This is a genomic window from Tenacibaculum geojense (assembly GCF_042676005.1).
Lineage (GTDB): Bacteria > Bacteroidota > Bacteroidia > Flavobacteriales > Flavobacteriaceae > Polaribacter > Polaribacter geojense.
Genome location: NZ_JBHTJR010000045.1, coordinates 227,860 through 248,998, shown reverse-complemented (window position 1 = coordinate 248,998; position 21,139 = coordinate 227,860). Strand labels below are relative to the sequence as shown.

Annotated in this window: 15 protein-coding genes; 1 reads left to right on the top strand and 14 read right to left on the bottom strand. The window is 30.8% G+C overall.

The window, feature by feature from the left end:
• Positions 1-2 precede the first annotated feature (2 nt).
• The 6 genes from ACFQ1U_RS08650 to ACFQ1U_RS08625 all read right to left on the bottom strand — a co-directional run bounded on the left by ACFQ1U_RS08650 (position 3) and on the right by ACFQ1U_RS08625 (position 9,128).
• Positions 3-545 (bottom strand): sigma-70 family RNA polymerase sigma factor, encoded by a 543-nt coding sequence (locus ACFQ1U_RS08650; RefSeq protein WP_386107351.1) that lies wholly within the window; start codon positions 543-545, stop codon positions 3-5.
• Positions 546-887: 342 nt separating this feature from the next.
• The gene (locus ACFQ1U_RS08645; RefSeq protein ID WP_386107349.1) at positions 888-2,501 is read right to left on the bottom strand and encodes an amidohydrolase; all 1,614 of its coding nucleotides are present in this window, start codon (positions 2,499-2,501) and stop codon (positions 888-890) included.
• Entirely contained in the window at positions 2,501-2,854 is a 354-nt protein-coding gene (locus tag ACFQ1U_RS08640) for a DoxX family protein (protein ID WP_386107347.1), read from the bottom strand. Before ACFQ1U_RS08640 ends, ACFQ1U_RS08645 begins: the two co-directional genes overlap by 1 nt.
• 2 nt (positions 2,855-2,856) lie before the next feature.
• Positions 2,857-4,293: a M20/M25/M40 family metallo-hydrolase gene (locus tag ACFQ1U_RS08635; RefSeq protein ID WP_386107344.1), complete on the bottom strand. Its 1,437-nt coding sequence runs from the start codon at positions 4,291-4,293 to the stop codon at positions 2,857-2,859.
• A 40-nt stretch (positions 4,294-4,333) separates the two neighbouring features.
• On the bottom strand, positions 4,334-6,103 hold the full coding sequence (locus ACFQ1U_RS08630; RefSeq protein ID WP_386107341.1) for a hypothetical protein: 1,770 nt from the start codon (positions 6,101-6,103) through the stop codon (positions 4,334-4,336).
• A gap of 7 nt (positions 6,104-6,110) precedes the next feature.
• The gene (locus tag ACFQ1U_RS08625) at positions 6,111-9,128 is read right to left on the bottom strand and encodes a tetratricopeptide repeat protein (protein ID WP_386107339.1); all 3,018 of its coding nucleotides are present in this window, start codon (positions 9,126-9,128) and stop codon (positions 6,111-6,113) included.
• Between the two features lie 125 nt (positions 9,129-9,253).
• On the opposite strand from ACFQ1U_RS08625, the gene ACFQ1U_RS08620 reads away from it, so the two are divergent.
• Entirely contained in the window at positions 9,254-9,940 is a 687-nt protein-coding gene (locus tag ACFQ1U_RS08620) for a cell division ATP-binding protein FtsE (RefSeq protein ID WP_449343028.1), read from the top strand.
• On the opposite strand, the gene ACFQ1U_RS08615 is transcribed toward ACFQ1U_RS08620, so the two are convergent.
• From ACFQ1U_RS08615 to asnB, 8 genes are all read right to left on the bottom strand, one after another.
• Entirely contained in the window at positions 9,930-11,039 is a 1,110-nt protein-coding gene (locus ACFQ1U_RS08615) for a hypothetical protein (RefSeq protein WP_386107337.1), read from the bottom strand. The two genes, ACFQ1U_RS08620 and ACFQ1U_RS08615, sit on opposite strands and share 11 nt — an antisense overlap.
• Position 11,040: 1 nt before the next feature.
• Positions 11,041-12,111 (bottom strand): glycosyltransferase, encoded by a 1,071-nt coding sequence (locus ACFQ1U_RS08610; protein ID WP_386107335.1) that lies wholly within the window; start codon positions 12,109-12,111, stop codon positions 11,041-11,043.
• A gap of 195 nt (positions 12,112-12,306) precedes the next feature.
• Positions 12,307-12,789 (bottom strand): GNAT family N-acetyltransferase, encoded by a 483-nt coding sequence (locus ACFQ1U_RS08605; protein WP_386107333.1) that lies wholly within the window; start codon positions 12,787-12,789, stop codon positions 12,307-12,309.
• A gap of 75 nt (positions 12,790-12,864) precedes the next feature.
• Complete coding sequence (mdh, locus tag ACFQ1U_RS08600) at positions 12,865-13,791, bottom strand: malate dehydrogenase (RefSeq protein WP_386107331.1); 927 nt, start codon at positions 13,789-13,791, stop codon at positions 12,865-12,867.
• Positions 13,792-13,912: 121 nt separating this feature from the next.
• Positions 13,913-15,757, bottom strand: a complete 1,845-nt coding sequence (locus ACFQ1U_RS08595) for a hypothetical protein (protein WP_386107329.1) — start codon at positions 15,755-15,757, stop codon at positions 13,913-13,915.
• A 107-nt stretch (positions 15,758-15,864) separates the two neighbouring features.
• Positions 15,865-16,899 (bottom strand): DUF6588 family protein, encoded by a 1,035-nt coding sequence (locus ACFQ1U_RS08590; RefSeq protein ID WP_386107327.1) that lies wholly within the window; start codon positions 16,897-16,899, stop codon positions 15,865-15,867.
• Between the two features lie 109 nt (positions 16,900-17,008).
• Entirely contained in the window at positions 17,009-18,946 is a 1,938-nt protein-coding gene (gyrB, locus tag ACFQ1U_RS08585) for a DNA topoisomerase (ATP-hydrolyzing) subunit B (RefSeq protein ID WP_386107325.1), read from the bottom strand.
• A gap of 287 nt (positions 18,947-19,233) precedes the next feature.
• Positions 19,234-20,895 carry an asparagine synthase B gene (gene asnB, locus ACFQ1U_RS08580; protein WP_386107323.1) on the bottom strand — a complete coding sequence of 554 codons (1,662 nt, stop codon included), beginning with the start codon at positions 20,893-20,895 and terminating at the stop codon, positions 19,234-19,236.
• Positions 20,896-21,139: the final 244 nt, after the last annotated feature.

Below are 21,139 nucleotides of genomic sequence, written 5' to 3'. Positions count from 1 at the left end.
AATTAAGAATTACAAACTTTACAATCTTCTTTTTCTTGTATTTCGCCTACTAATTTACCTTTTTTATTAATTTCAAATCCACAACAATCAATAAAACCTTTAGCAATTAGTTTTCTTGCTCTTTGAATTTGCGATTTTGTAGTTGGTATATTTTGATGTAATTTTTTGGCTACTTCTTCTTGTTTTAGCCCTTTAATATCAGCTAAAAAAAGAGGCGTTCTATATTTTTTTGGTAAGTTTTTGATTATACCTTGTAAGCAATCTTTTTCTGTATGTTGATTTAAGAGAGTTTCTGAAACTTGCTCAATAACTGGTGTAGCTATTTTGTTTTGATTCTTTTTAAAATAGTCATTAACGGTATTTCTAGCAATGCTGAAAATCCAAGATTTTACAGCCTGTTTATTTTTTAACGTATTTAGTTTGGTGTGCACTTTAATAAAAACATCTTGCAGTAAATCATCAGTCACAAAATGATGATGCGTTTTGCTAAAAATGAATTGTTTAACATCATTATGATATTCTTGCCAAATTTGCTGTGTTGTCATTTTATAAATTTACTAAAAATGGATGAGTAACTAAAAAAGAGAATTGTATTAAACTCAATACAATTCTCTTGATTTCAAATACTAACAATTACAGTTAGTACAAGTACAATTTACACATGTGCAATTTGAACAATTTCCTGATTTACATCCGTTGCAATTACAATTGCAATTGTTTTTATAATGTGTCATAACATATTAAATTTTTATTATTTATTAAGTAGACACTTTTTTTGTAAAAAAGATGCAAAAAAATATGATTTTCTTGCAAAGTTAGCGTGCAGTCTTTTGGCTAATCATGTTTTCCCTTAATTATAACCCAACCACACGCCAACAGCAATACTATTATTTAACTTTTTCTCCATTAATATAAGTTGCTAAAACTTTAGTTTTTGGAACATCGTTAACTGTTATTTTCATAATATCTTGATCTAATAGTATAAAGTCTGCAAACTTTCCTGGTTCAATACTCCCTTTTTCATTTTCTTCAAAATTTGCATAAGCATTCCAAATAGTCATACCTTTTAAGGTTTCTTCTCTAGTTAAAGCATTTTCCATTTGGTATCCGTTTTCTGGATAATTGTTTAAATCTTTACGAGCTACAGCTGCATAAAAAGTTAAAAATGGATTTACGTTTTCTACCGGATAATCGGTACCTAATGCTACTTTGCCGTAGGTGTTTAATAATTTTTTAAAAGCATATCCGCCTTTAATTCGTTCTTTTCCTACTCTGTCTTCTGCCCAATACATATCTGATGTTGCATGTGTAGGCTGTACAGAAGGAACTACATTTTTAAATAAATCAAAGTCAGGAGCGTCTACAATTTGTGCATGTTCAATTCTCCATCGTCTATCAGTTTTGTTTTTTAAAACATCTTGATATGTTTTTAAAATTAAGTAATTGGTAGAATCACCAATAGCATGCGTATTCATTTGATAGTCAGAAGCAGCAATTTGCTCAGCTATTTCCTTGTACCTTTCTGGAGGATAAATTAAAGCTCCAAAATGATTGTCACGATCTGTATACGGTTTTTTCATGGCAGCGCCTCGTGAACCCAATGCACCATCACCATACACTTTAAAAGAACGTACATTTAGTCTATTTGTTTTAATAATTCCTTTTTTTGTGTAATAATCAAGGTTTTTTTGAGTGGCAGATACCATAGCGTACATTCTTATTTTTAAGGTGTTACTGTTTTGTAAGCTATCTATTAACTCAATTACAGGTTGATCTAAACCAGCATCTACTACAGTAGTTAATCCGTAGTCAAAATTAATTTTTTCAGCATCTAATAAACCTTGTATTTGTTGTGATTTAGTTGGGGCCGGAACTTTAATGAAATCCATTGCGTTGTCTATTAAAACACCGGTTAGCTTTCCGTTTTCTTTAATAAACTCGCCACCCTCAACAGTAGCATTTGCAGAAATGTTAGAAATTTCTAATGCTTTTTGGTTTACTAACATAGCATGACCATCTACACGAGTAATGGCTACAGGTGTATCTGGAAATATACTGTCGAGTTTGTTTTTTGTAGGAAACTCTTTAATTTCCCAGTCATTTTGATCCCAACCGCGACCAGTAATGAAGTTAACATTTTTTTCTTTTTGAAAATCAACCAATTTTTGCAGAACTTCATCATAACTTTTAGTGCCAGTAACATCTACTTTTTGTTGTTGAAGTCCTAATCTATAAAAATGACAGTGTCCATCAATAAAACCAGGAAATACGGCTTTATTATTTGCATCAACAATATTATTTGCGCTATATTTTTCTTGGATTTCTTCATTAGATCCAACAGCTATAAATTTTCCGTCTTTAACAGCAAAACTTTGGGCAGTTTCAAAGTTTTTATTAACGGTATAAATAGTAGCATTTTTTACAATTAAGGAAACTTCTTGTTTTGAATTACAAGAAAAAAGTAGTCCTATGGTTGTTATGGTTAATAATATTTTTTTCATTAGTTTGAATATATTAGATAAGCTATGTATAGTAGTACAAATTGAAAAGGTAATCGGATATAGGCTATTTTTTTTGAACCAATTGCAGGTTTTTCTCTAAAAACATCCCAAACATGTAATGGTAAAAAAATCAACATTAAAATAAAGAATCCAATACCAGCTTTGTTATAAGTTTGAGGTAGTAAAAGGCCAACACCGACTATAATTTCAAAAAGGCCGGCAATATAATTTACCCATAGTTTAGGTAAAAAATTAGGGATGAATCGATTAAAAATTTTAGGTTTAATAAAGTGCATTACTCCAGCAAACACTAAAAAAGATCCTATTACAATTCGTAAAATAAGTATTAACATTCTTAAGGCTTTACTTTATCATCAGTATATAAATACTTGTCCATTAAATAAACTAAACTAGCCATAGATGCACTTCCTAGTTCAAGTTCACGTTTGTTTACTTTATCAAAAGTATCGGTTACAGTATGATGATAATCAAAATAGCGTTGAGAGTCTGGACGATATCCTACTAAAGTAACTTCATTATTTTTTAAAGGAGAAATATCTGCACCACTACCACCTTTTATTAAATCATGTAAGCCATAAGGAGCTAATAATTTTTTCCAGCTTTTAACGAGTTCTGTGTTATTCTTGTTAGCATCTATAGAAAAACCTCTTGGTGTATGACCACCTGCATCACTTTCTAAACCTGCCACATGAATTTCGTTATTTAATTTAGCTTGCTTAGCATATTCTTTCGCTCCACGAGTTCCGTTTTCTTCGTTCATGAAAAATACTACTCTGATTGTGTTTTTTGGTTTGATGTTATTTTTTTTCAATAAATAAGCAACCTCTAATGATTGAACTACACCTGTTCCGTCATCATGAGCACCTTCTCCTAGGTCCCAAGAATCTAAGTGACCGCCAACAACAATAATTTTTTCTGGATTTTCAGTACCTTTTATTTCTCCAATAACATTATGTGAAGGAGCATCTGGTAAGGTTTTACAACTTTGTTTAAAATAAAATTGTAAGTTTGGATTTGCTTTTAAATCGTTACTTAGGTTTTCAGCAGCTCTGGAGCTAATTGCTGCTGCAGGTATTTGTTTATCTTCAGGTAAATCACCATAACTCATTGTACCGGTATGCGGATAATCGTTAATACCATTGGTCATAGATCTTACTATAACAGCTTTAGCACCTAATTCACCACATACACGCGCACCTGAAAAACGTTGTCCAACACAACCGCCATATGCTTGAAAAGTATTTATTAAAGTTTCATCAAAGGCACCATTGAAAAATACAATTTTTCCTGAAAGTTGATCCCCCATTTTTTTAGCCTCATCAAGACTTTTAACTTCAACAACCTCACCAGTAATACCATTTTCTGGAGTAGCAATAGAGAAACCTAAAGCACATATTGGTACTTGCTTTTGTTGATTGTTTATTGTGTAGTATGCCTGTTCTTTTTCACCACGAACCCAATGTGGCACCATAACAGGTTGAAGCCATACAGAATCTAATCCAACATTTTTCATTAATTGCTCACCCCAAACTACCGCTTTGGCTGCTTCTGGAGATCCAGATAAACGTCCGCCAATATTTTGAGTTAAATCTCGCAACCACTCATAAGATTTACCTTCGGTAAGAGCAGTATTAAAGAATTGTTTTATGTGAGTGCTATCTTTTTTTTCTTCGGAAGATAAAGCCGATGTAGTAATAGTATTAGTTGAATTTTTTTCTGCACATGCACCTAAAATGGCAATGGCAGAAACTAGGGTTATAATTTTTTTCATTGTAGTTGATTTATAACCCTAAATCTACGAAAAAAGTGGCTTAAAAAATAGCGTCAAATTTCCAGACTACTCCACCAATTATTTGAACTCCTTGTACATTAAAGTTTATATGCTTTTCATAGCTATTATTCATAATATTATTAGCTCTTAAAAACACTGAAAAAATATCGTTAATATGATATCCACCATTAACATTTATATCAATATAACTTTCTAAGTTAATATCACTAGGGTTGTTATCATTAAAAGAAATACTAGGTCTATCTCCTACAAAATAGATATTTGCACCAGCATACCATTTACTTGTTTTATAATGCCCAAAAACATCTGCTTTTATTTGAGGTAATCCCCAAGGGTCTGTTTGTAGGTCTGTAGTATAGTTATTAAACTCTGTATGTAAACCTAAGGTTAGCTCTTTACTATAATCATAGTTAATTTCACCAGTAATACTAAGGGTGTTTATATTATCGTAAATAGTGGTAAAAGAGTTTCCATATTCGTAACTTTTATAAGAGAAACCATTAATATCTCCAGTTGTGATACCGTTAGATTTAGATCTATTAACTACAAATAAAGCTTTATTTTCTTCGTTTTTGAAACTAGCCTGTACATTATAGTTTATTTTACTAGATAAAATTCCTCGTAATCCACCAAAGGCATTAAAAACCTGGTTGGTTTGCTGAATGTTTTGAGTAGGAGATAGGTAGGGCATTTCACGTGATAAGCTTCTGTAAGAGTTTGTATATAAATCACCATTAGCACCTATATATAAATTTGCCAATTTACCAATAACAGGATAATTTACTTCAACATCTGGATAAATGAAAAATTGATTTTTACTATTTGCTACATCCATACTAAAATATCCTTTAGCTCCTACTTTAATATCAAATTCATTAAAAGCAAAGTTGTAAAAAGGATGGATGCCTACATTAAAAAACTGATGTTTTATTTCATTAATATCATCATAAGAACGAGCAAAAGTACCTCCTAAAAAGTTAAGGGATGTTTTAACTTGTAAGTCTTCTAATTCTAATCCATACCTACCTAAAGGAAAAGCAAAATCAGCGGTTAATAAAGCGTTTAATTCACTGCTTTCATAATCGTCAGAAAATAAACTTATAGCCGCATCTACTTTATTTATATAACTATCTTGTAATGAAACTCCTCCAAAAAACTTGTAATTTTTATAGGTTTGTTGACTTTCTATGCTGTTAATAACAAATTCTTGGAAATCATATCCTTTAGGTAGTCCGTACCAGTTATACATATCTCTTTCTCCCTTAAAGCCCATATGCCAATCGAAGTAACGTTGCTCTTGTTTAAAAAATAAATCAACGTCTATGTTATAATAACTACTACTTAATATAGTTTCAGGAACCGGATCATTAGTATAAATAAAATTTAGTCCAACAGCATATTCACCATCATATGGAGTGTAGTTATGCATGTACATTTCTACGAAAGGAGTTGTGTTGTTACCAAAGCCAGCAGAAAAATAATTATCGAATAACCTTTCTTGTTTTCCAACATCAATTCCTTTTAATGTTCCGCTTTTAGGAACGAATGTAGAAGCTACAGGAACAGATTTAATTTGATAGTTAAGTTCTTTCTTTTGGATGTCTTTAGATAGGCTAACTACAGGTTTTCTTTTTATTTTAAAGGCATCTGTAACTTTTGGAGCATATGTTGTAATTACATTTACGACCTCAGTTTTTATGGTGTCTTTTTTTTGAGTATTAGGTGTTTGTTCTTGAGCAAAAACAATGCTTCCAATAAACAAACATACTAGTGTTATTGTGTTTTTCATTACCAGATTAGTTTTGAGAGTTTATTGATTCGTTTGTTTTAGCTTCTTTATTTTTAATATTATTAAGTTCATTTTTAGCCTCTTCTACTAAGTCTTTAAACTGCGTAAAGTTTTTAATAATGTTTTCTAAAATATAAGTTGCTTGATAGGCGTCTTTTAATGCGTAGTAATTTTTAGCCATAATTATATAGCTTTTTACACCCCAATACTTATAGTTTGAATAATTAGCAATTAAATTTTGAATTTCCTCGTTAGATTCCTGATATGCTTCAGTATCGTGTAAAAAATAGGCTTGATAATATAATGCTTCAGCTTTTAACTCACCTGTAGCGGTTTTATTAACTTCATTATAATATTCTTCAGCAGTAAAAAAGTCGTTAGTTTTAAAAGCAGAACGAGCTATAATAATTTTAGCATCTTCTTCTACAATTTGATCAATCTTTCCGCTGGTTAACACCTTTTCCGCATAGGCTACAGCTTGCTCGTAATTATCACTTAAATAATATCCTTTCATAAGGTTACTTTGAGCGTAAATTTTATTTTGAGCATAATTTGCTTCTTTGTCTAGTCTAGCTAATAAAGTCATTGCATTGTCCCAATCTTCAGACTCTAAATAGATTTGAGATAATTTAGATAAAGACTCTTCGGTAAATTCATTTTTTTCCTTTCCTACAACATAGGTGTAATGCGGGATAGCCCTGTTACTTTCTTTAGATTTTATATAAGATTGAGCTAAGTAAAAATGTGCTTTTAATGCATGCAAACCATTAGGAAAATCTAATAAGTATGTGTTAAAACCGTCAATAGCTTTGGAGGTATTACCTTCTAAAAATTTATTTTCGGCGGCTTCATAACTAGCGTTGTCAATATCGCTATTACTAACATTTACAAACTGAATGTTTTTAACCCAAGCGGCATATTCATCAACTTTACTAATATCTATATATACATTTCGTGCATTTGTAACTGCTTGTTTTGCTTCTGAAGCATTCGGGTATTTTTCTACCACTTCTTTAAATTTTTCAATAGCAGCTGTGTATTTACCTTGGCCATAAAATAATAAACCTTGGCGAAGTAATACCGAAGGTATGTAACTGCTACTAGGATGGTTATTTAAAAGTTGGTTATATGTTTTATTTGAAGCTGATGTTTTGCCTAAACTTGTGTATGTATTGGCTAACTCAAACAATGCATCATCTTGCAAGTTAGAGTCTTCATAATTTTTAATTAATAATTGAAGATTTTTTGTTTTAGCAAAAGCATCTCCAGCTAAACCAGTACTCATAGCTTTTTGATACAAAGCATAATCTGCACCTGTACCTGCTTCATCAATAACTTTTTGGTAAGCTTTAATAGCATCGGAATAGTTTTTAGAAGCGTAATACGAGTCTCCTAAACGGTTAGATGCATCATCATTTAAATCTGTATCTTCAGACTTTTGATTTAAAAAAGCAATAAAAGCATGTGTTGCCTTATCATAGTCTTTAAGTTTAAAATAAGCATATCCTTTATTGTATTCTAATGTTTTAATTTCTTCAATAGAGCTATCGTTAACCTTGTTAAAGGCTGTAACAGCTTCAGAGAAATTACCTAATAAATAATCTGTTTCAGCAAGCCAAAAATAGGCTTTACTTTGAATGTCACTTTTAATAGCTTTAGTTGCTGCTTTAAAATATGGCTTAGCTTGATTTAATTGCTGTAAATTAAAAAGTTGAATTCCTCTGTATAATGAAATTTCATTAGCTAAATTATTATTAGCTTCAGAGCTATTGTTTTTTAAGTACGATAAGGCTCCTTGATAATCTTGTTGATATAAATAAGAGGTAATTAATAAATTACTAATTTCTTGTTTGTTTTCTGAAGTTGGATATTTAGCCAGGTATTCTTTTAAAACCTCTGGAACACTTTTGTAAGGATTTCCTTCTTCATAACTTAATTTTGCATAGTTAAAATCAGCATCTGCAGTTATTTGTGGATCATAATCCATTTCAGCAGCATTTTTAAAAGCGTTTAGAGCTTCTGATTTTTTATCTGTTTGAAGGTAACATTCACCTAAATGATAGTAAGCATTTTGAGAAACTTTACTTTGACCGCCAATAATTTTGGTAAAGTAAGTTACAGCATTTTCAAAGTCGCCTTGTTTATAATAGGCGTAACCTAAGTAGTAAAAATCAGTATTATTCCATTTCCCTTTTTTTCCTTTATAATTTAATAAATGCGGGATGGCTTTATCATATTTACCAAGGTTAAAGTAACTTTCTCCAATAACTTTAGAAATATCAGAGATTTGCTTTTTTTCTGCTGTAGGTAAGATTTTTTCACCAATCTGAACGGCTTTTTCAAACTTTCCGCCCTTAAAAGCCATATCTAACAAGTAATAATTCGCTTTAGATTTGTAAGTTTCATTATCTGCTAATTCACTCAAATTATCTTCAGCCTCACCAAAGTTTTCTTGTTTATAAGAGATATAACCATAATAATAACGTGCATCATTACCATACAAAGGGTTTCCTAAAAGTTTACCAAATCGTTCTTTCGCATCTGCTAGATAGTTAGAAACTAATAAGGCGTAGCCCATTTTATAATTCATTTCATTTCTATCTTCAATACTTAATAAACTCTCGTTTACTTTTTGATACCATTTAAGCGCATGAGAAGCTTTTCTGTTTGCAAAGTAATAATTACCAACATTTAAAAAAGCCATCTCTTTTTTACTACTGTACGGATGGTTTTTTACAAAAGCCATCACTTTATCTTCAGCATTAATTTGTCCTATTTTAATAGCACACATAGCCTCATAATAATCGGCATCAGTTTTTAAATTATTTTGTTTATCGATGTTTTTAGAAACCGATTCAAATAATTTTTGTGCACCTGCATAGGCTTTATTATTGTATAAAGCAACAGCTCTGTGATAATCGGCTATAGTATTGGTTTGAATTTCTGTTTGTTGTCCCCAAGTTGTCAGAAACCAAAATCCGGCTAATAAGCTAGTTACGAATTTTTTAATTGGTTTTAATATCATAGTAATCGTTATGTAAGGTTTATAACGTAATTTTATTCAATTTGTTGGATAATTTTTATTCAAAAATATAAAATGTACCGATAAATCAATAATAAATAATAGATTTGTAAAAACCGATTATTTTTATGCAAGAACCAATTTTACAGCTAGAGAATGCAGATATTTATCAACGTGATAACTTAGTGTTGTCAAAAGTAAACTTTACCTTAAATAAAGGCGATTTTTATTATTTAATTGGTAAAACAGGAAGCGGTAAAAGTAGTTTGTTAAAAACATTGTACGGTGATATTCCTTTACAACGCGGGTTAGGTAGTATTGTAGGCTTCGATTTAAAGAAATTAAAAGAAAAAGATATTCCTTTTTTAAGAAGAAATTTAGGTATTGTTTTTCAGGACTTTAAACTATTAAATGATCGTAATGTATTTGATAATTTAGAATTTGTACTTAAAGCTACGGGTTGGAAAGATAAAAATGAGCGTAAAGACAAAATTTATGAGGTTTTAGATAAAGTAGGAATGAAAGAGAAGTACTACAAAAAAACTTTTGAGTTGTCTGGAGGAGAACAACAGCGTGTTGCCATAGCACGTGCGCTATTAAATGATCCTGAATTAATTTTAGCAGATGAGCCAACGGGAAATTTAGATCCTAAAACATCATTAGAAGTAATGGAGTTGTTAAACGAAATTCACCAGAGTGGAAAAACAATTTTTATGGCTACACATGATTATCAGTTAATTGTGAAGTTTAAACAAAAAACTGTTAAATGTGAAGGAGGTAAGTTATTTGAAGTAGTTCAACAAGCTACTGTTTAAAAATAACTTGTATGATTTTTTTTGCTGATTCAGTAGGTGAAAAGTTAATCATATTTTTTTTGCGTTTTTCGATGTTCTCTGATGTAAAATCTTGATTCATTAAGTTTTTAACATGATATAAAAACTCCTCTTTAGTGTTCGCTAAGTAACATAAGTTCTCAAGACCAGTATCACTAAGTATTTTTGAATTTCCAATGATATGTTTTCCTTTGTATAAGGCATTTATTAACTTTAGTTTGATGCCTGTTTTTTGGAACGTATACAGTAGGTTTATATGACTATTTTCAAAAAGTTTATCAAAATCTTTATTGTTGTTAATTCTTACAAATTCAATATTAGGGTATCGTTTTATCGTATTTTGAATTCTTGAGTTTATTGTGCCGCTAGCAATTTTTAAAGGATACTCAGCGTTTTTAAAAATATCAATTAAAAATAATGCAGCATTAACATTATCTGAGGTTCTTAAATCTCCGTGCCATAATAAGTATTTGCCTTTTTTGCTTAAATGATTTTTAAATTCAGAATTATGAAAAACAGGTATGTAAGTTGATTTTTTACCATATTTATTAAGGAAATAGTCTTGTTCTGAATGGGAGATGGTTAAAATACCTGTTGTTTTATTTATTATTTTTTCATAAAGTTTTAGTTTCCAAGACTCTGTTATGAAAAATATTTTTTTAATAATATTTTTCTCACTGTAAGCTAATCCTTTGTAATACAGATGCTCAATGTTATGTGTTCTTACATATGTTTTTTTTGATAAATACTTACAATAAAAACTAGTATGTAGGCCTTCAAATAATACAGGATAGTTATCGTTTTGTAAGTTTTCTAAAAGCTTTTTATTAGTTCTAGATTTAACTATGTAAGGAGTAGTGGAGAAAACTAAAAAAGGAGAATTTTTTCTTTTATAGTAGGTTATACTTTTGCAATATTTTTCTAGTTCTGTGCTTTTTTCACGACTGTATTCAAATAGATGTAAATGAATTTTTATTCCAGCACTATGTAAGTGTTTAATTTTGTAATACACATCAATAATACCACCGTAATTTGGAGGATAAGGTATGTCAAATGAAACTATATGTAGCGTTTTATCCAATTTAATTAAAAAATCTAGTAAGTTTTTTAGCTTCTTTCTCCCAAATTAATTCCTTTTTTGCTTTTTGTAATTTTGATAAGAAATTTATAGTACACATTTGGGTAATTTGATTTGCCAATTGTTGAGGTTCTCTTGAATACACAATTTCACCAATATTATACTGTTTAACTATCTTTTTCATTTCGGGTAAATTTGAAACTAAGACAGGAACTTCAGCCTGTACGTAATCAAAAATTTTATTAGGTAATGCATAACGATAATTCAGTCCTAAATCTTCTTCTAAAGAAATACCAAGACTTGCATTTGGGGTGATTTTTTTTAATTCTTTTGGGGTAACTTTTCCATAAAAAAGCACTTTGTTTTCTAGTTTTCTCTTACTAACATGATTCTTTAAATCGCTTATAATGTCACCATCGCCAATAATTAAGAAAATATAATTATCTAAAAACTCCATAGTGTCTATCATAAGCTCCAAACCACGCCCTATGTTTACAGCACCCTGATAAATAATTATGTTAGAGTTAATTTCTATCTTTTTTATATTTAATTGCTTTTGATAGTAAGGTAGGTTTTTTATGGTGATGAAGTTAGCGTTGTAATTTTTTTGATAATAATTGGCGATGCTATCACTCACAGTAATACCATTTTTGATTTTAGGTATTAAAAATGATTCTAGTTTTTTCCAGAACCATTTAATTCTTTTCCTGTAAACTAGTTCAGGTATTTCTGAAAACAACTCGTGGCTATCAAAGATTAATTTTTTATTTTGAATTTTACTAACTAAATAATTAGGGAGTAAGGTATCTAAATCATTTGAGAATAAAACTTCTTTTTTATGTGTTAAGAGATAGCAAAATAACCTAATGTTATATTCAATATAAAAAAGAGGACCTTTGTTGAAAAGTAAATTAAAACGCTTGGTAGTATAGTTTCTTTTTATTTCTGTACTTTGATTTAATAACCTTCCAATTAAAACTACCTCATAATCATTTGCATGTAAAAAATTACATGTTTTCATAACTCTTTGGTCAGTTGTTAAATCATTAGATACAGATACTATAATTCTTTTCAAAATAGTACTTTTTGGCTTAAAAATATAAAGAAAAACCCGCTTCAAATACATGAAGCGGGAAAATTGCTATGAAAAACTATGAAAAAGAAACTAAAAGAATGTTTCTCAATAGTTTAGACGAATATGTTGTTGTATTCTTACAGGAACTTTTTATTTTAACAAAAAATTAGCCTTTTGTGATTGATATTTAGAACTCTAAAGCTTTTTAAGCATCCATACATCACAAGATGAATGTCCTGAATTACCTAGCGGACTACTTAAATACTCAAAACCAGCTTCTTCATACATTTGTATGGCTTTTTTAAACAAAGGTAAACTTTCTAAGTAAATGGTATTATATCCTAACTCTTTAGCAGATTTGATTGATTTTAAAAGTAATTCTTTACCAATTCCCAAACCTCTAGCTTTATCAGATAAGTAAAACTTAACCAATTCTCCACAATCATTATCCAATCCTTCAGTAGGGAAGATGCCACAACATCCAACAGCAATATTATTAACTTCTGCTACCCACATTATTGACTTTTTCGTTTTAAAAAGTTCAAACAAAGCGTCTGTAGAGGTATCAGTATACACTGTACCTTCTTTAGGAGCATCAAATTCATAAAAAACATTACGAATCATAGTGGCTAAATCTTTGTTGTGATTTGGTTTTATAGTTGTGTAGTTAATATTCATTTTTTTAGTTTTAAAAATAATAAAAAAAGCAACCTAACTTCTAGGTTGCTTTTTAAATTTTATAATGAGTTAGTTTTATAATTCTAACGCTTTATTGTTGTTTTTAACTGCTTCAGCAGAGGCTGCTAAGTTTTCTTTTTCAGCATCACTTAAGTTGATTTCAACAATTTTTTCAATACCATTCTTACCTAAAACAACAGGTACTCCAATACATAAATCAGATAATCCGAACTCTCCGTCTAATAACGTAGAACATGGGAATATTTTTTTTGTATCACAAGCAATAGCTTGTACCATTCCAGATACAGCAGCTCCAGGTGCATACCAAGCTGAAGTTCCTAATAACCCAGTTAAGGTTGCACCACCAACTTTAGTATCTTGTTTTACTTGCTCTAATCTTTCTTCTGATAAAAATTCAGAAACAGGTACAGAGTTACGAGTAGCTAAACGTGTTAAAGGAACCATACCCTTATCAGAGTGACCACCAATAACCATTCCGTCAACATCAGAAATAGGAGCTCCTAAAGCTTCAGCTAATCTATATTTAAAACGAGCAGAATCTAAAGCACCACCCATTCCAATAATTCTATTTTTAGGTAAACCAGTTGTTTTGTGCACTAAATACGTCATAGTATCCATTGGGTTAGAAACTACAATGATAATTGTATTAGGAGAGTTCTCAATTAAACTAGCAGATACTGATTTTACAATACCAGCATTAATACCTAATAATTCATCACGAGACATACCAGGCTTACGAGCAATACCAGAAGTAATTACACAAATATCAGAGCCAGCAGTTTTGCTATAATCTCCTGTAGTTCCAACAATTTTAGTATCGAAACCATTTAATGAAGCAGTTTGCATTAAATCCATAGCTTTACCTTCAGCAAAACCTTCTTTAATATCTACTAATACTACTTCAGAAGCGAAATTTTTAATAGCAATGTACTCGGCACAACTAGCACCTACAGCACCTGCTCCTACAACTGTTACTTTCATTTTATATGTTTTTTATTGAAAATTATTTTTAAGAATAACAAAAATAGCTATTTACCCAATGATATAAAAGAAAACCCATTGATATTTCAATGGGCTTTTACTTTAATAGATTAAAAAACTTTTAAAATTTATGAGCAGAGATTAAATGATTTTTCTCATTTAAAAATACTACATTGTCTACCTCATCAATTACATAGTTAGGTGTTTTGTCTAGTAATTTGATTTCGGTTTCTATTTTACCAGTAGCCTTATTTACTTTGATTATTTTATGATAAGAAGGAGCGTCTTCTTTTTTTATTTTAGTAACAATAAACTGACTGTCTTTTGTTTTTTTAGAGTTAAAATAACGTGTATTTGTAACATTGAATAACTCTGTGTTACCTACAGAAGCACTAACAACATTTGAGCTTTCAGATCTACTGTCGTTTTGGTCTGATGAAGTCATATAGGCTCCGTTAGATAAGCTGCTTAATGTTTTTATGTTTTCCATAGAGCCTTTGATGTCAAGATCCACTCCAGCCATGTTTAAACCAAATTGAGCCACACTCATTAAACCATTGATAGAAGAAGCTGGCTTGTAATAGTCAGAATATTTTACAGTACCATTAGGTTGTAGTAATGACATGTGTTGATCTGTATGTAATAAATATCCAGCACCTTTAATGTATTCAGCTTCTAAAGGTGTTTTTCTTTTAACTTCTTTAAGTTGAATATCTTCAGCAAATAATTCAATTTCACCAGTATTTAAGTCAAATTTGTATCCTTTTTTATTTTCAAAAAGAATTACTTTTTTCTCCGTTTCATCAAATGTAACCGCTGGAATAGATTTAAATTTAACATCTCTTCTCCAAACATCTTTACCCTTTTCAAAATCTAAAATATTAGATCTTTCTGTAGAAATATATAAAACTCCTTTATCTGTTGGAGTAATGTAATATGCATATCCTTTAACATCTGTATCCCATATTTTTTTTCCTTCTTCAGATACAAGGGCTATAGATCCTTTCTTTTCATCTTTACCAATGGCAATCATTCCTTTTTCATGAGGGATTACTTCTTGTAAAAAATCGATTTTAAAACTTTTTTTCCACTTAAATTGATTAGTTTCTGGAATAATTATATTAAAACCTTCAGTTTCAACTAAAATTAATTCCCCTGCTTTGTTAGGTCTTACATCAATTAAAGTTCCTCTTAGTTTTAACTTACCAGGAGTGATGTCTTCTCCGTTATCAGGGTTTAAAACTTTTAATTTATTTGATTTTTTTACACCAACATATAAGTTGTTGTTTTTATTTGAGTAAACTAATGCATTTACTCTTTTTTTAGCTTTGTATTTCCAAAGCTCTTTTCCGTTTGTAAAATCAAGTCCATAAATTTCGTCTTTTAAACCAACAACTAAGTTGTTTTTGTTTGTGAAGTAAGGACCATGATCTATAAAAGAGTTTCCTAAAAGTTTTTTAAACAAACCACTCACTTGACCTAAATCTGTAATCCACTTAACGCTACTTGAGTTTAAGTCGAAGTTCATAAGTTTACGATCTTTGTCAGCTAAAAGTTCAAATAAAATAACTCCTTTTTCACGTAGAATAGTGTAATCTTTAATTCTATAATTTTCATCTTTAGTATCAAAAACTACCTCACCATTACTTGAGTTTAATATAAGCCCTCTAGTTTTTCCTATAATTGGACTGTATTCTATATAAAAAAACGGAAGTCCATCAATGTTTATAAATGAGTTTTTATCTACTGCTTTAAACTCATTGTTTTTCCAAATAACTTCACCTGTTTTATTATTTAAAACAACTAATCCTTTTGCTCCAGAAGCAATAATGTTTCCGTCACTACATTGTTCTATCCATCCAACTTCATAAAGTTCTTTTTTTAGGTCTAATTCCCATAGTTTATCTTGTGCATTTGATAAAAAAGATGAGATGAAAATAAATAACAATAAAATGTTCTTTTTCATGTTTGTGTGTGTTTAAATGTTTTTAAAGTGCGAATATATTTATAATTAATTTTATAAAAAAAAGCTCATTGAATAACAATGAGCTTTTGACTTTTTATTTTTTAAAATTATCTAAAACTAAAAGCAATACCTGCGTTTACCGCATTGTATTCTTGTAAAGTATAATCTGCAAATATTTTAAAGAAACCTAAACTTATTCTCGCTCCTAAAGTTGTTCTAAAACCATTAGCATCAAAATCTAAATTTAGTGGATCTTGTAACGTTCTTTCAGTGTTACTTAGGTTGTATCTTACTGTATAAGTACCTAACATATCTAAAGAAGAAGAACCACCAGTATATCCAATACCACCGTATAAGTTAATTACAGGGAAGTTTAAAGATGCAATAGCTTGAACAGTGTATGCGTTTAAGTTGAAATCTACAAGACCATTTTGAATGTCAATATTATCGCTAGGATCGTCATCTGTAATAGTGTAATCAACTCCCATAGTTGTATATGTTGCTAATAACGATACATGCAAAGGTGTTTTATCCATTGGTCCAAACCAATCTGTAATTTCTTTTTTTAAACCGATACCGAACAGGCCTCCTTTAACATCATCATTACCAACTTTTGGAACAAACCTAAGGATTACGTCAGACTTGAACGGTAAGCCTAAGCTTGCTTGAATTACAGGTGTAGGTACAGCGTTGCCTGGTAAATCTTCTTTTATACCACCTGGCATGTCGAAAGTTCCAGTATATTGTATTGTTGTTCCATTAAAATCTTCTTCAAAAGTAACAGTTGCAGAACTACCGTCGTTTTCAGAACCAGCAATGGTGGCAGATGTAATGTTTCCTCCGTTTAACTGATTAACCGAAGTTAAATTTGATAATGAAAACATTTCATCCTCAGAAGGAATAAATGATCCGTTTAAGCTGAAAGAAAAGTCAAATCCAAACTTCTTATGAACTTTAGCTGTATGGTACCATCCGTTATTCATACCGTAAATAAGTCCTTTCATTGCAGGATTCATATATGCATTTGTAAGTCTATTTGCATCTTCTTTACTAGCAAATAATAAACCTTCAGGACCATTTTGAGCAAAAGAGTTTATACTAACTGTTGCTACCAATAAGAATAAAAAAATATTTTTTCTCATAATTTGAGGGGGTGTTTAATTTATAGCTAAAATATAAAAAGTTTTGTTAATGCTTTTTTCATTTTTGTTGTTAAATAAAAAACCTCATCAGTAAAGATGAGGTTTTGGGTTAAGCATCAATATTTGCATATTTTGCATTCTTTTCTATAAATTCTCTACGAGGAGGAACTTCGTCTCCCATTAACATAGAAAATACTCTGTCTGCTTCTGTTAAACTATCAATAGTTACTTGGCGTAAGGTTCTAAATTCAGGATTCATAGTAGTATCCCATAATTGTTCGGCATTCATCTCTCCAAGACCTTTATAACGTTGAATGTTAACACTTCCGCCCATTCTTTGCGCTATTAAATCTCGCTGATTATCATCCCAAGCATATTCTCTTTTTTGTCCTTTTTTAACTAAATATAAAGGAGGGGTTGCAATATAAACATAACCTTGTTCTACCATTTCTCTCATGTAACGGAAGAAGAATGTTAAAATAAGTGTTGCAATGTGAGAACCATCTACATCGGCATCACACATAATTACAACTTTATGATAACGTAATTTGGTTAAGTTTAATTCTCTTGGATCTTCTTCTGTACCAATAGATACTCCTAAAGCTGTGAAAATATTTTTTATTTCTTCATTTTCAAAAACTTTATGTTGCATTGCTTTTTCTACGTTTAAGATTTTACCTCTTAAAGGAAGAATGGCTTGGAAGTTACGGTCACGACCTTGTTTTGCAGTTCCACCTGCAGAATCACCCTCTACTAAGAATATTTCACAAGTAGCTGGATCTGTTTCAGAACAGTCAGATAATTTACCAGGTAAACCTCCAATGCTCATAACTGTTTTACGTTGCACCATTTCACGGGCTTTACGTGCGGCGTGACGAGCTTGTGCTGCTAAAATTACCTTTTGCACAATAGTTTTAGCATCATTAGGGTTTTCTTCTAAGTAATCAGTAAGCATTTCTGATACTGCTTGTGATACTGCTGAAGTTACCTCGCGGTTTCCTAATTTAGTTTTTGTTTGTCCTTCAAACTGAGGTTCTGCAACTTTAACAGATACAATTGCTGTTAATCCTTCACGGAAATCATCACCCGCAATGTCAAACTTTACGTTTTTTAGTAACCCAGATTCGTCTGCATATTTTTTTAAAGTACTTGTTAGTCCTCTTCTAAAACCAGATAAGTGAGTACCACCTTCGTGTGTATTAATATTGTTTACATAAGAATGTAAATTTTCTGCATAAGAAGTGTTGTAAACCATGGCAACTTCTACAGGAATACCATTTTTTTCTCCTTCCATGGCAATTACACCTGCTGTAAGTTGCTCACGAGTGCTGTCTAAATATTTTACAAATTCAGATAAACCTTCGTTACTGTGAAATGTTTCAGAAATAAAGTTTCCTTCATCATCTTTATTTCTTTTATCTGTAATAACTACAGTAATTCCCTTATTAAGGTAAGCAAGTTCACGCATACGAGCAGCTAAAGTGTCGTATACAAATACTGTAGTTTGTTGAAAGATAGATTTGTCTGGTAAAAAAGTAACTTCAGTTCCTGTTTTATCGGTTTCTCCAACAGTTTTTACAGGGTATAAAGTTTTACCTCTTTCATATTCTTGTTCCCAAATTTTACCTTCTCTATGAACGGTTGCTTTTAAGTGGTCAGATAAAGCGTTAACACAACTTACCCCAACTCCGTGTAAACCTCCAGAAACTTTATAAGAATCTTTATCAAATTTACCACCAGCACCAATTTTAGTCATTACAACTTCTAATGCAGATACTCCTTCTTTTTTGTGTAATCCAACAGGAATTCCACGTCCGTTATCTCTAACAGTAATAGAGTTATCTTCATTTATATCTACAGAAATCTGATCACAGTGCCCTGCTAAAGCTTCATCAATAGAGTTATCTACAACTTCGTATACTAAATGGTGTAAACCACGTACACCAACATCACCAATATACATGGATGGACGCATACGAACGTGCTCCATTCCCTCAAGTGCTTGAATACTATCGGCGGAATAATTATGTTTTTTCTCTTCGCTCATTATGTCAATAAATTTTGTTATTGCTATTCAAAAAAAAATCGCTCCTAAAAGCGATCGATTTCTTACAAATTTACATTTTTAAATGATTAAAACTAGCTTTTTAAGAGTTTTTATTAGTTAGTTATCAACATTTGTGGTGTGATTTAAAAGTGTCTTAAAACGCATTAAAATAGTGTTTTGATGCAAATGAAGAGATTTTAAACGTGTGAGTTTTTTTATAGATGAAAAAAATCCCGCAAATGCAGGATTTTTACACAACTAAAATTTAAAAATTTTACCGAGCGTTGTTAATATGCGTCTTCATGAACCATTTTTATTGCTCGGCCACTTGGTTCATTTTGGTTTCTAAAACTTTCATCCCAAGCTAAAGCAGTAGGAGTACTACATGCTATAGACGGAACAGATGGTGCTGTTAAGGCAGCAGTTTCACTAGGAAAGTGTTCTTCAAAAATAGAACGATAATAATATTCCTCTTTAGTTCTTGGTGTTTGAACCGGGAAACGATGATGTGCATTTTTAATCATTTCATCCGTTACTTCTTTTTCTACTAAATCCTTTAAGGTATCAATCCAGTTATAACCAACACCATCAGAGAATTGTTCTTTTTGTCTCCAAGCTACTTCTTTTGGTAAATAGCTTTCAAAGGCTTTACGTAACACCCATTTTTCCATTCGTTCACCATTAATCATTTTATCTTCTGGATTAATTCGCATGGCAACGTCCATAAATTCTTTATCTAAAAACGGTACTCTACCTTCAATTCCCCAGGCCATTAGGCTTTTGTTGGCTCGTAAACAATCGTATTGATATAGTTTATCTAACTTTCTAACGGTTTCTTTGTGGAACTCTTCTGCGTCTGGAGCTTTGTGGAAATATAGATATCCACCAAAAATTTCATCAGCGCCCTCACCAGATAGTACCATTTTAATTCCCATAGATTTAATAACACGAGCCATTAAATACATTGGAGTAGATGCTCTAACTGTGGTGATGTCGTATGTTTCTAAATTATAAATAACATCTTTAATAGCGTCTAATCCTTCTTGTATGGTAAAAGTGATTTCATGATGGATTGTTCCAATATGGTCAGATACCTTTTTAGCAGCTGCTAAATCTGGAGAGCCTTCTAATCCTATAGAAAAAGAATGTAATTGTGGGTACCATGCTTCGTCTTGATCTCCACTTTCTACTCGCTTTGCTGCATATTTTTTAGCAATTGCTGAAGTGATAGAAGAATCAAGTCCGCCAGATAGTAATACTCCGTATGGTACATCACTCATTAACTGACGGTGAACTGCTGCTTCTAAAGCATCCCTTAACTCATCAATACTTGTTTGATTATCTTTAACGGCTTGGTATTCCATCCAATCTCTTTGATACCATTTCTGCAAACCATCCTCACGCGTATAATAATATCCAGGAGGAAATACTTCTATTTTATTGCATACACCTTCTAAAGCTTTTAATTCTGAAGCTACATAAAATGTTCCTTTTTTATCCCAGCCCATATATAAAGGAATAATTCCCATATGGTCTCTTGCTATCAAATATTCGTCAGTTTTTGCATCGTAAACTGCAAATCCAAAAATTCCGTTTAAATCATCTAAAAATTCAACTCCTTTTTTTTGATATAATGCAATGATAACTTCACAGTCTGATTTTGTTTGAAATTCATATGAATCTTCAAATTGCTTTCTTAATTCATTATGATTGTATATTTCTCCGTTTGCAGCTAAAACAAACCTTCTGTCTTTACTAAATAATGGTTGTTGTCCAGAAGTTGGATCTACTATTGCTAGTCTTTCATGAGCCATGATGGTTTTGTCATCACTATAAATACCGCTCCAGTCTGGACCTCTATGTCTGATTTTTTTAGACATTTCTAACAATTGAGGTCTTAAATCTTCTGATTTTTCTTTTAGGTCAAACGCACATACAATTCCACACATGATATTATATTTTTTTAATTATATCCTTATACTTACACTGCAAATAACAATATTTTAATTATTTTTTTAAACTGAATTTTAATTTTTAGTTAAAAAAATAAACTTTTTATAGTTTAATAGTTTCATAATGAAATTAATTATTGAGGTTAGGGGTGTTTTGACTTAAGAATGTTAATTTTAAATTTTTACATTCAAAAACTTGCGCAAAATCATTTTGGTTTTTAAATTTGCTGCATATGAAAAT

Bases quoted from the DNA above. Each gene is read 5' to 3' on its own strand.
- ACFQ1U_RS08650 (WP_386107351.1), bottom strand. From the start codon at position 545: ATGACAACACAGCAAATTTGGCAAGAATATCATAATGATGTTAAACAA.
- ACFQ1U_RS08645 (WP_386107349.1), bottom strand. From the start codon at position 2,501: ATGAAAAAAATATTATTAACCATAACAACCATAGGACTACTTTTTTCT.
- ACFQ1U_RS08640 (WP_386107347.1), bottom strand. From the start codon at position 2,854: ATGTTAATACTTATTTTACGAATTGTAATAGGATCTTTTTTAGTGTTT.
- ACFQ1U_RS08635 (WP_386107344.1), bottom strand. From the start codon at position 4,293: ATGAAAAAAATTATAACCCTAGTTTCTGCCATTGCCATTTTAGGTGCA.
- ACFQ1U_RS08630 (WP_386107341.1), bottom strand. From the start codon at position 6,103: ATGAAAAACACAATAACACTAGTATGTTTGTTTATTGGAAGCATTGTT.
- ACFQ1U_RS08625 (WP_386107339.1), bottom strand. From the start codon at position 9,128: ATGATATTAAAACCAATTAAAAAATTCGTAACTAGCTTATTAGCCGGA.
- ACFQ1U_RS08620 (WP_449343028.1), top strand. From the start codon at position 9,254: ATGCAAGAACCAATTTTACAGCTAGAGAATGCAGATATTTATCAACGT.
- ACFQ1U_RS08605 (WP_386107333.1), bottom strand. From the start codon at position 12,789: ATGAATATTAACTACACAACTATAAAACCAAATCACAACAAAGATTTA.
- mdh (WP_386107331.1), bottom strand. From the start codon at position 13,791: ATGAAAGTAACAGTTGTAGGAGCAGGTGCTGTAGGTGCTAGTTGTGCC.
- ACFQ1U_RS08595 (WP_386107329.1), bottom strand. From the start codon at position 15,757: ATGAAAAAGAACATTTTATTGTTATTTATTTTCATCTCATCTTTTTTA.
- ACFQ1U_RS08590 (WP_386107327.1), bottom strand. From the start codon at position 16,899: ATGAGAAAAAATATTTTTTTATTCTTATTGGTAGCAACAGTTAGTATA.
- gyrB (WP_386107325.1), bottom strand. From the start codon at position 18,946: ATGAGCGAAGAGAAAAAACATAATTATTCCGCCGATAGTATTCAAGCA.
- asnB (WP_386107323.1), bottom strand. From the start codon at position 20,895: ATGTGTGGAATTGTATGTGCGTTTGACCTAAAAGAAAAATCAGAAGAT.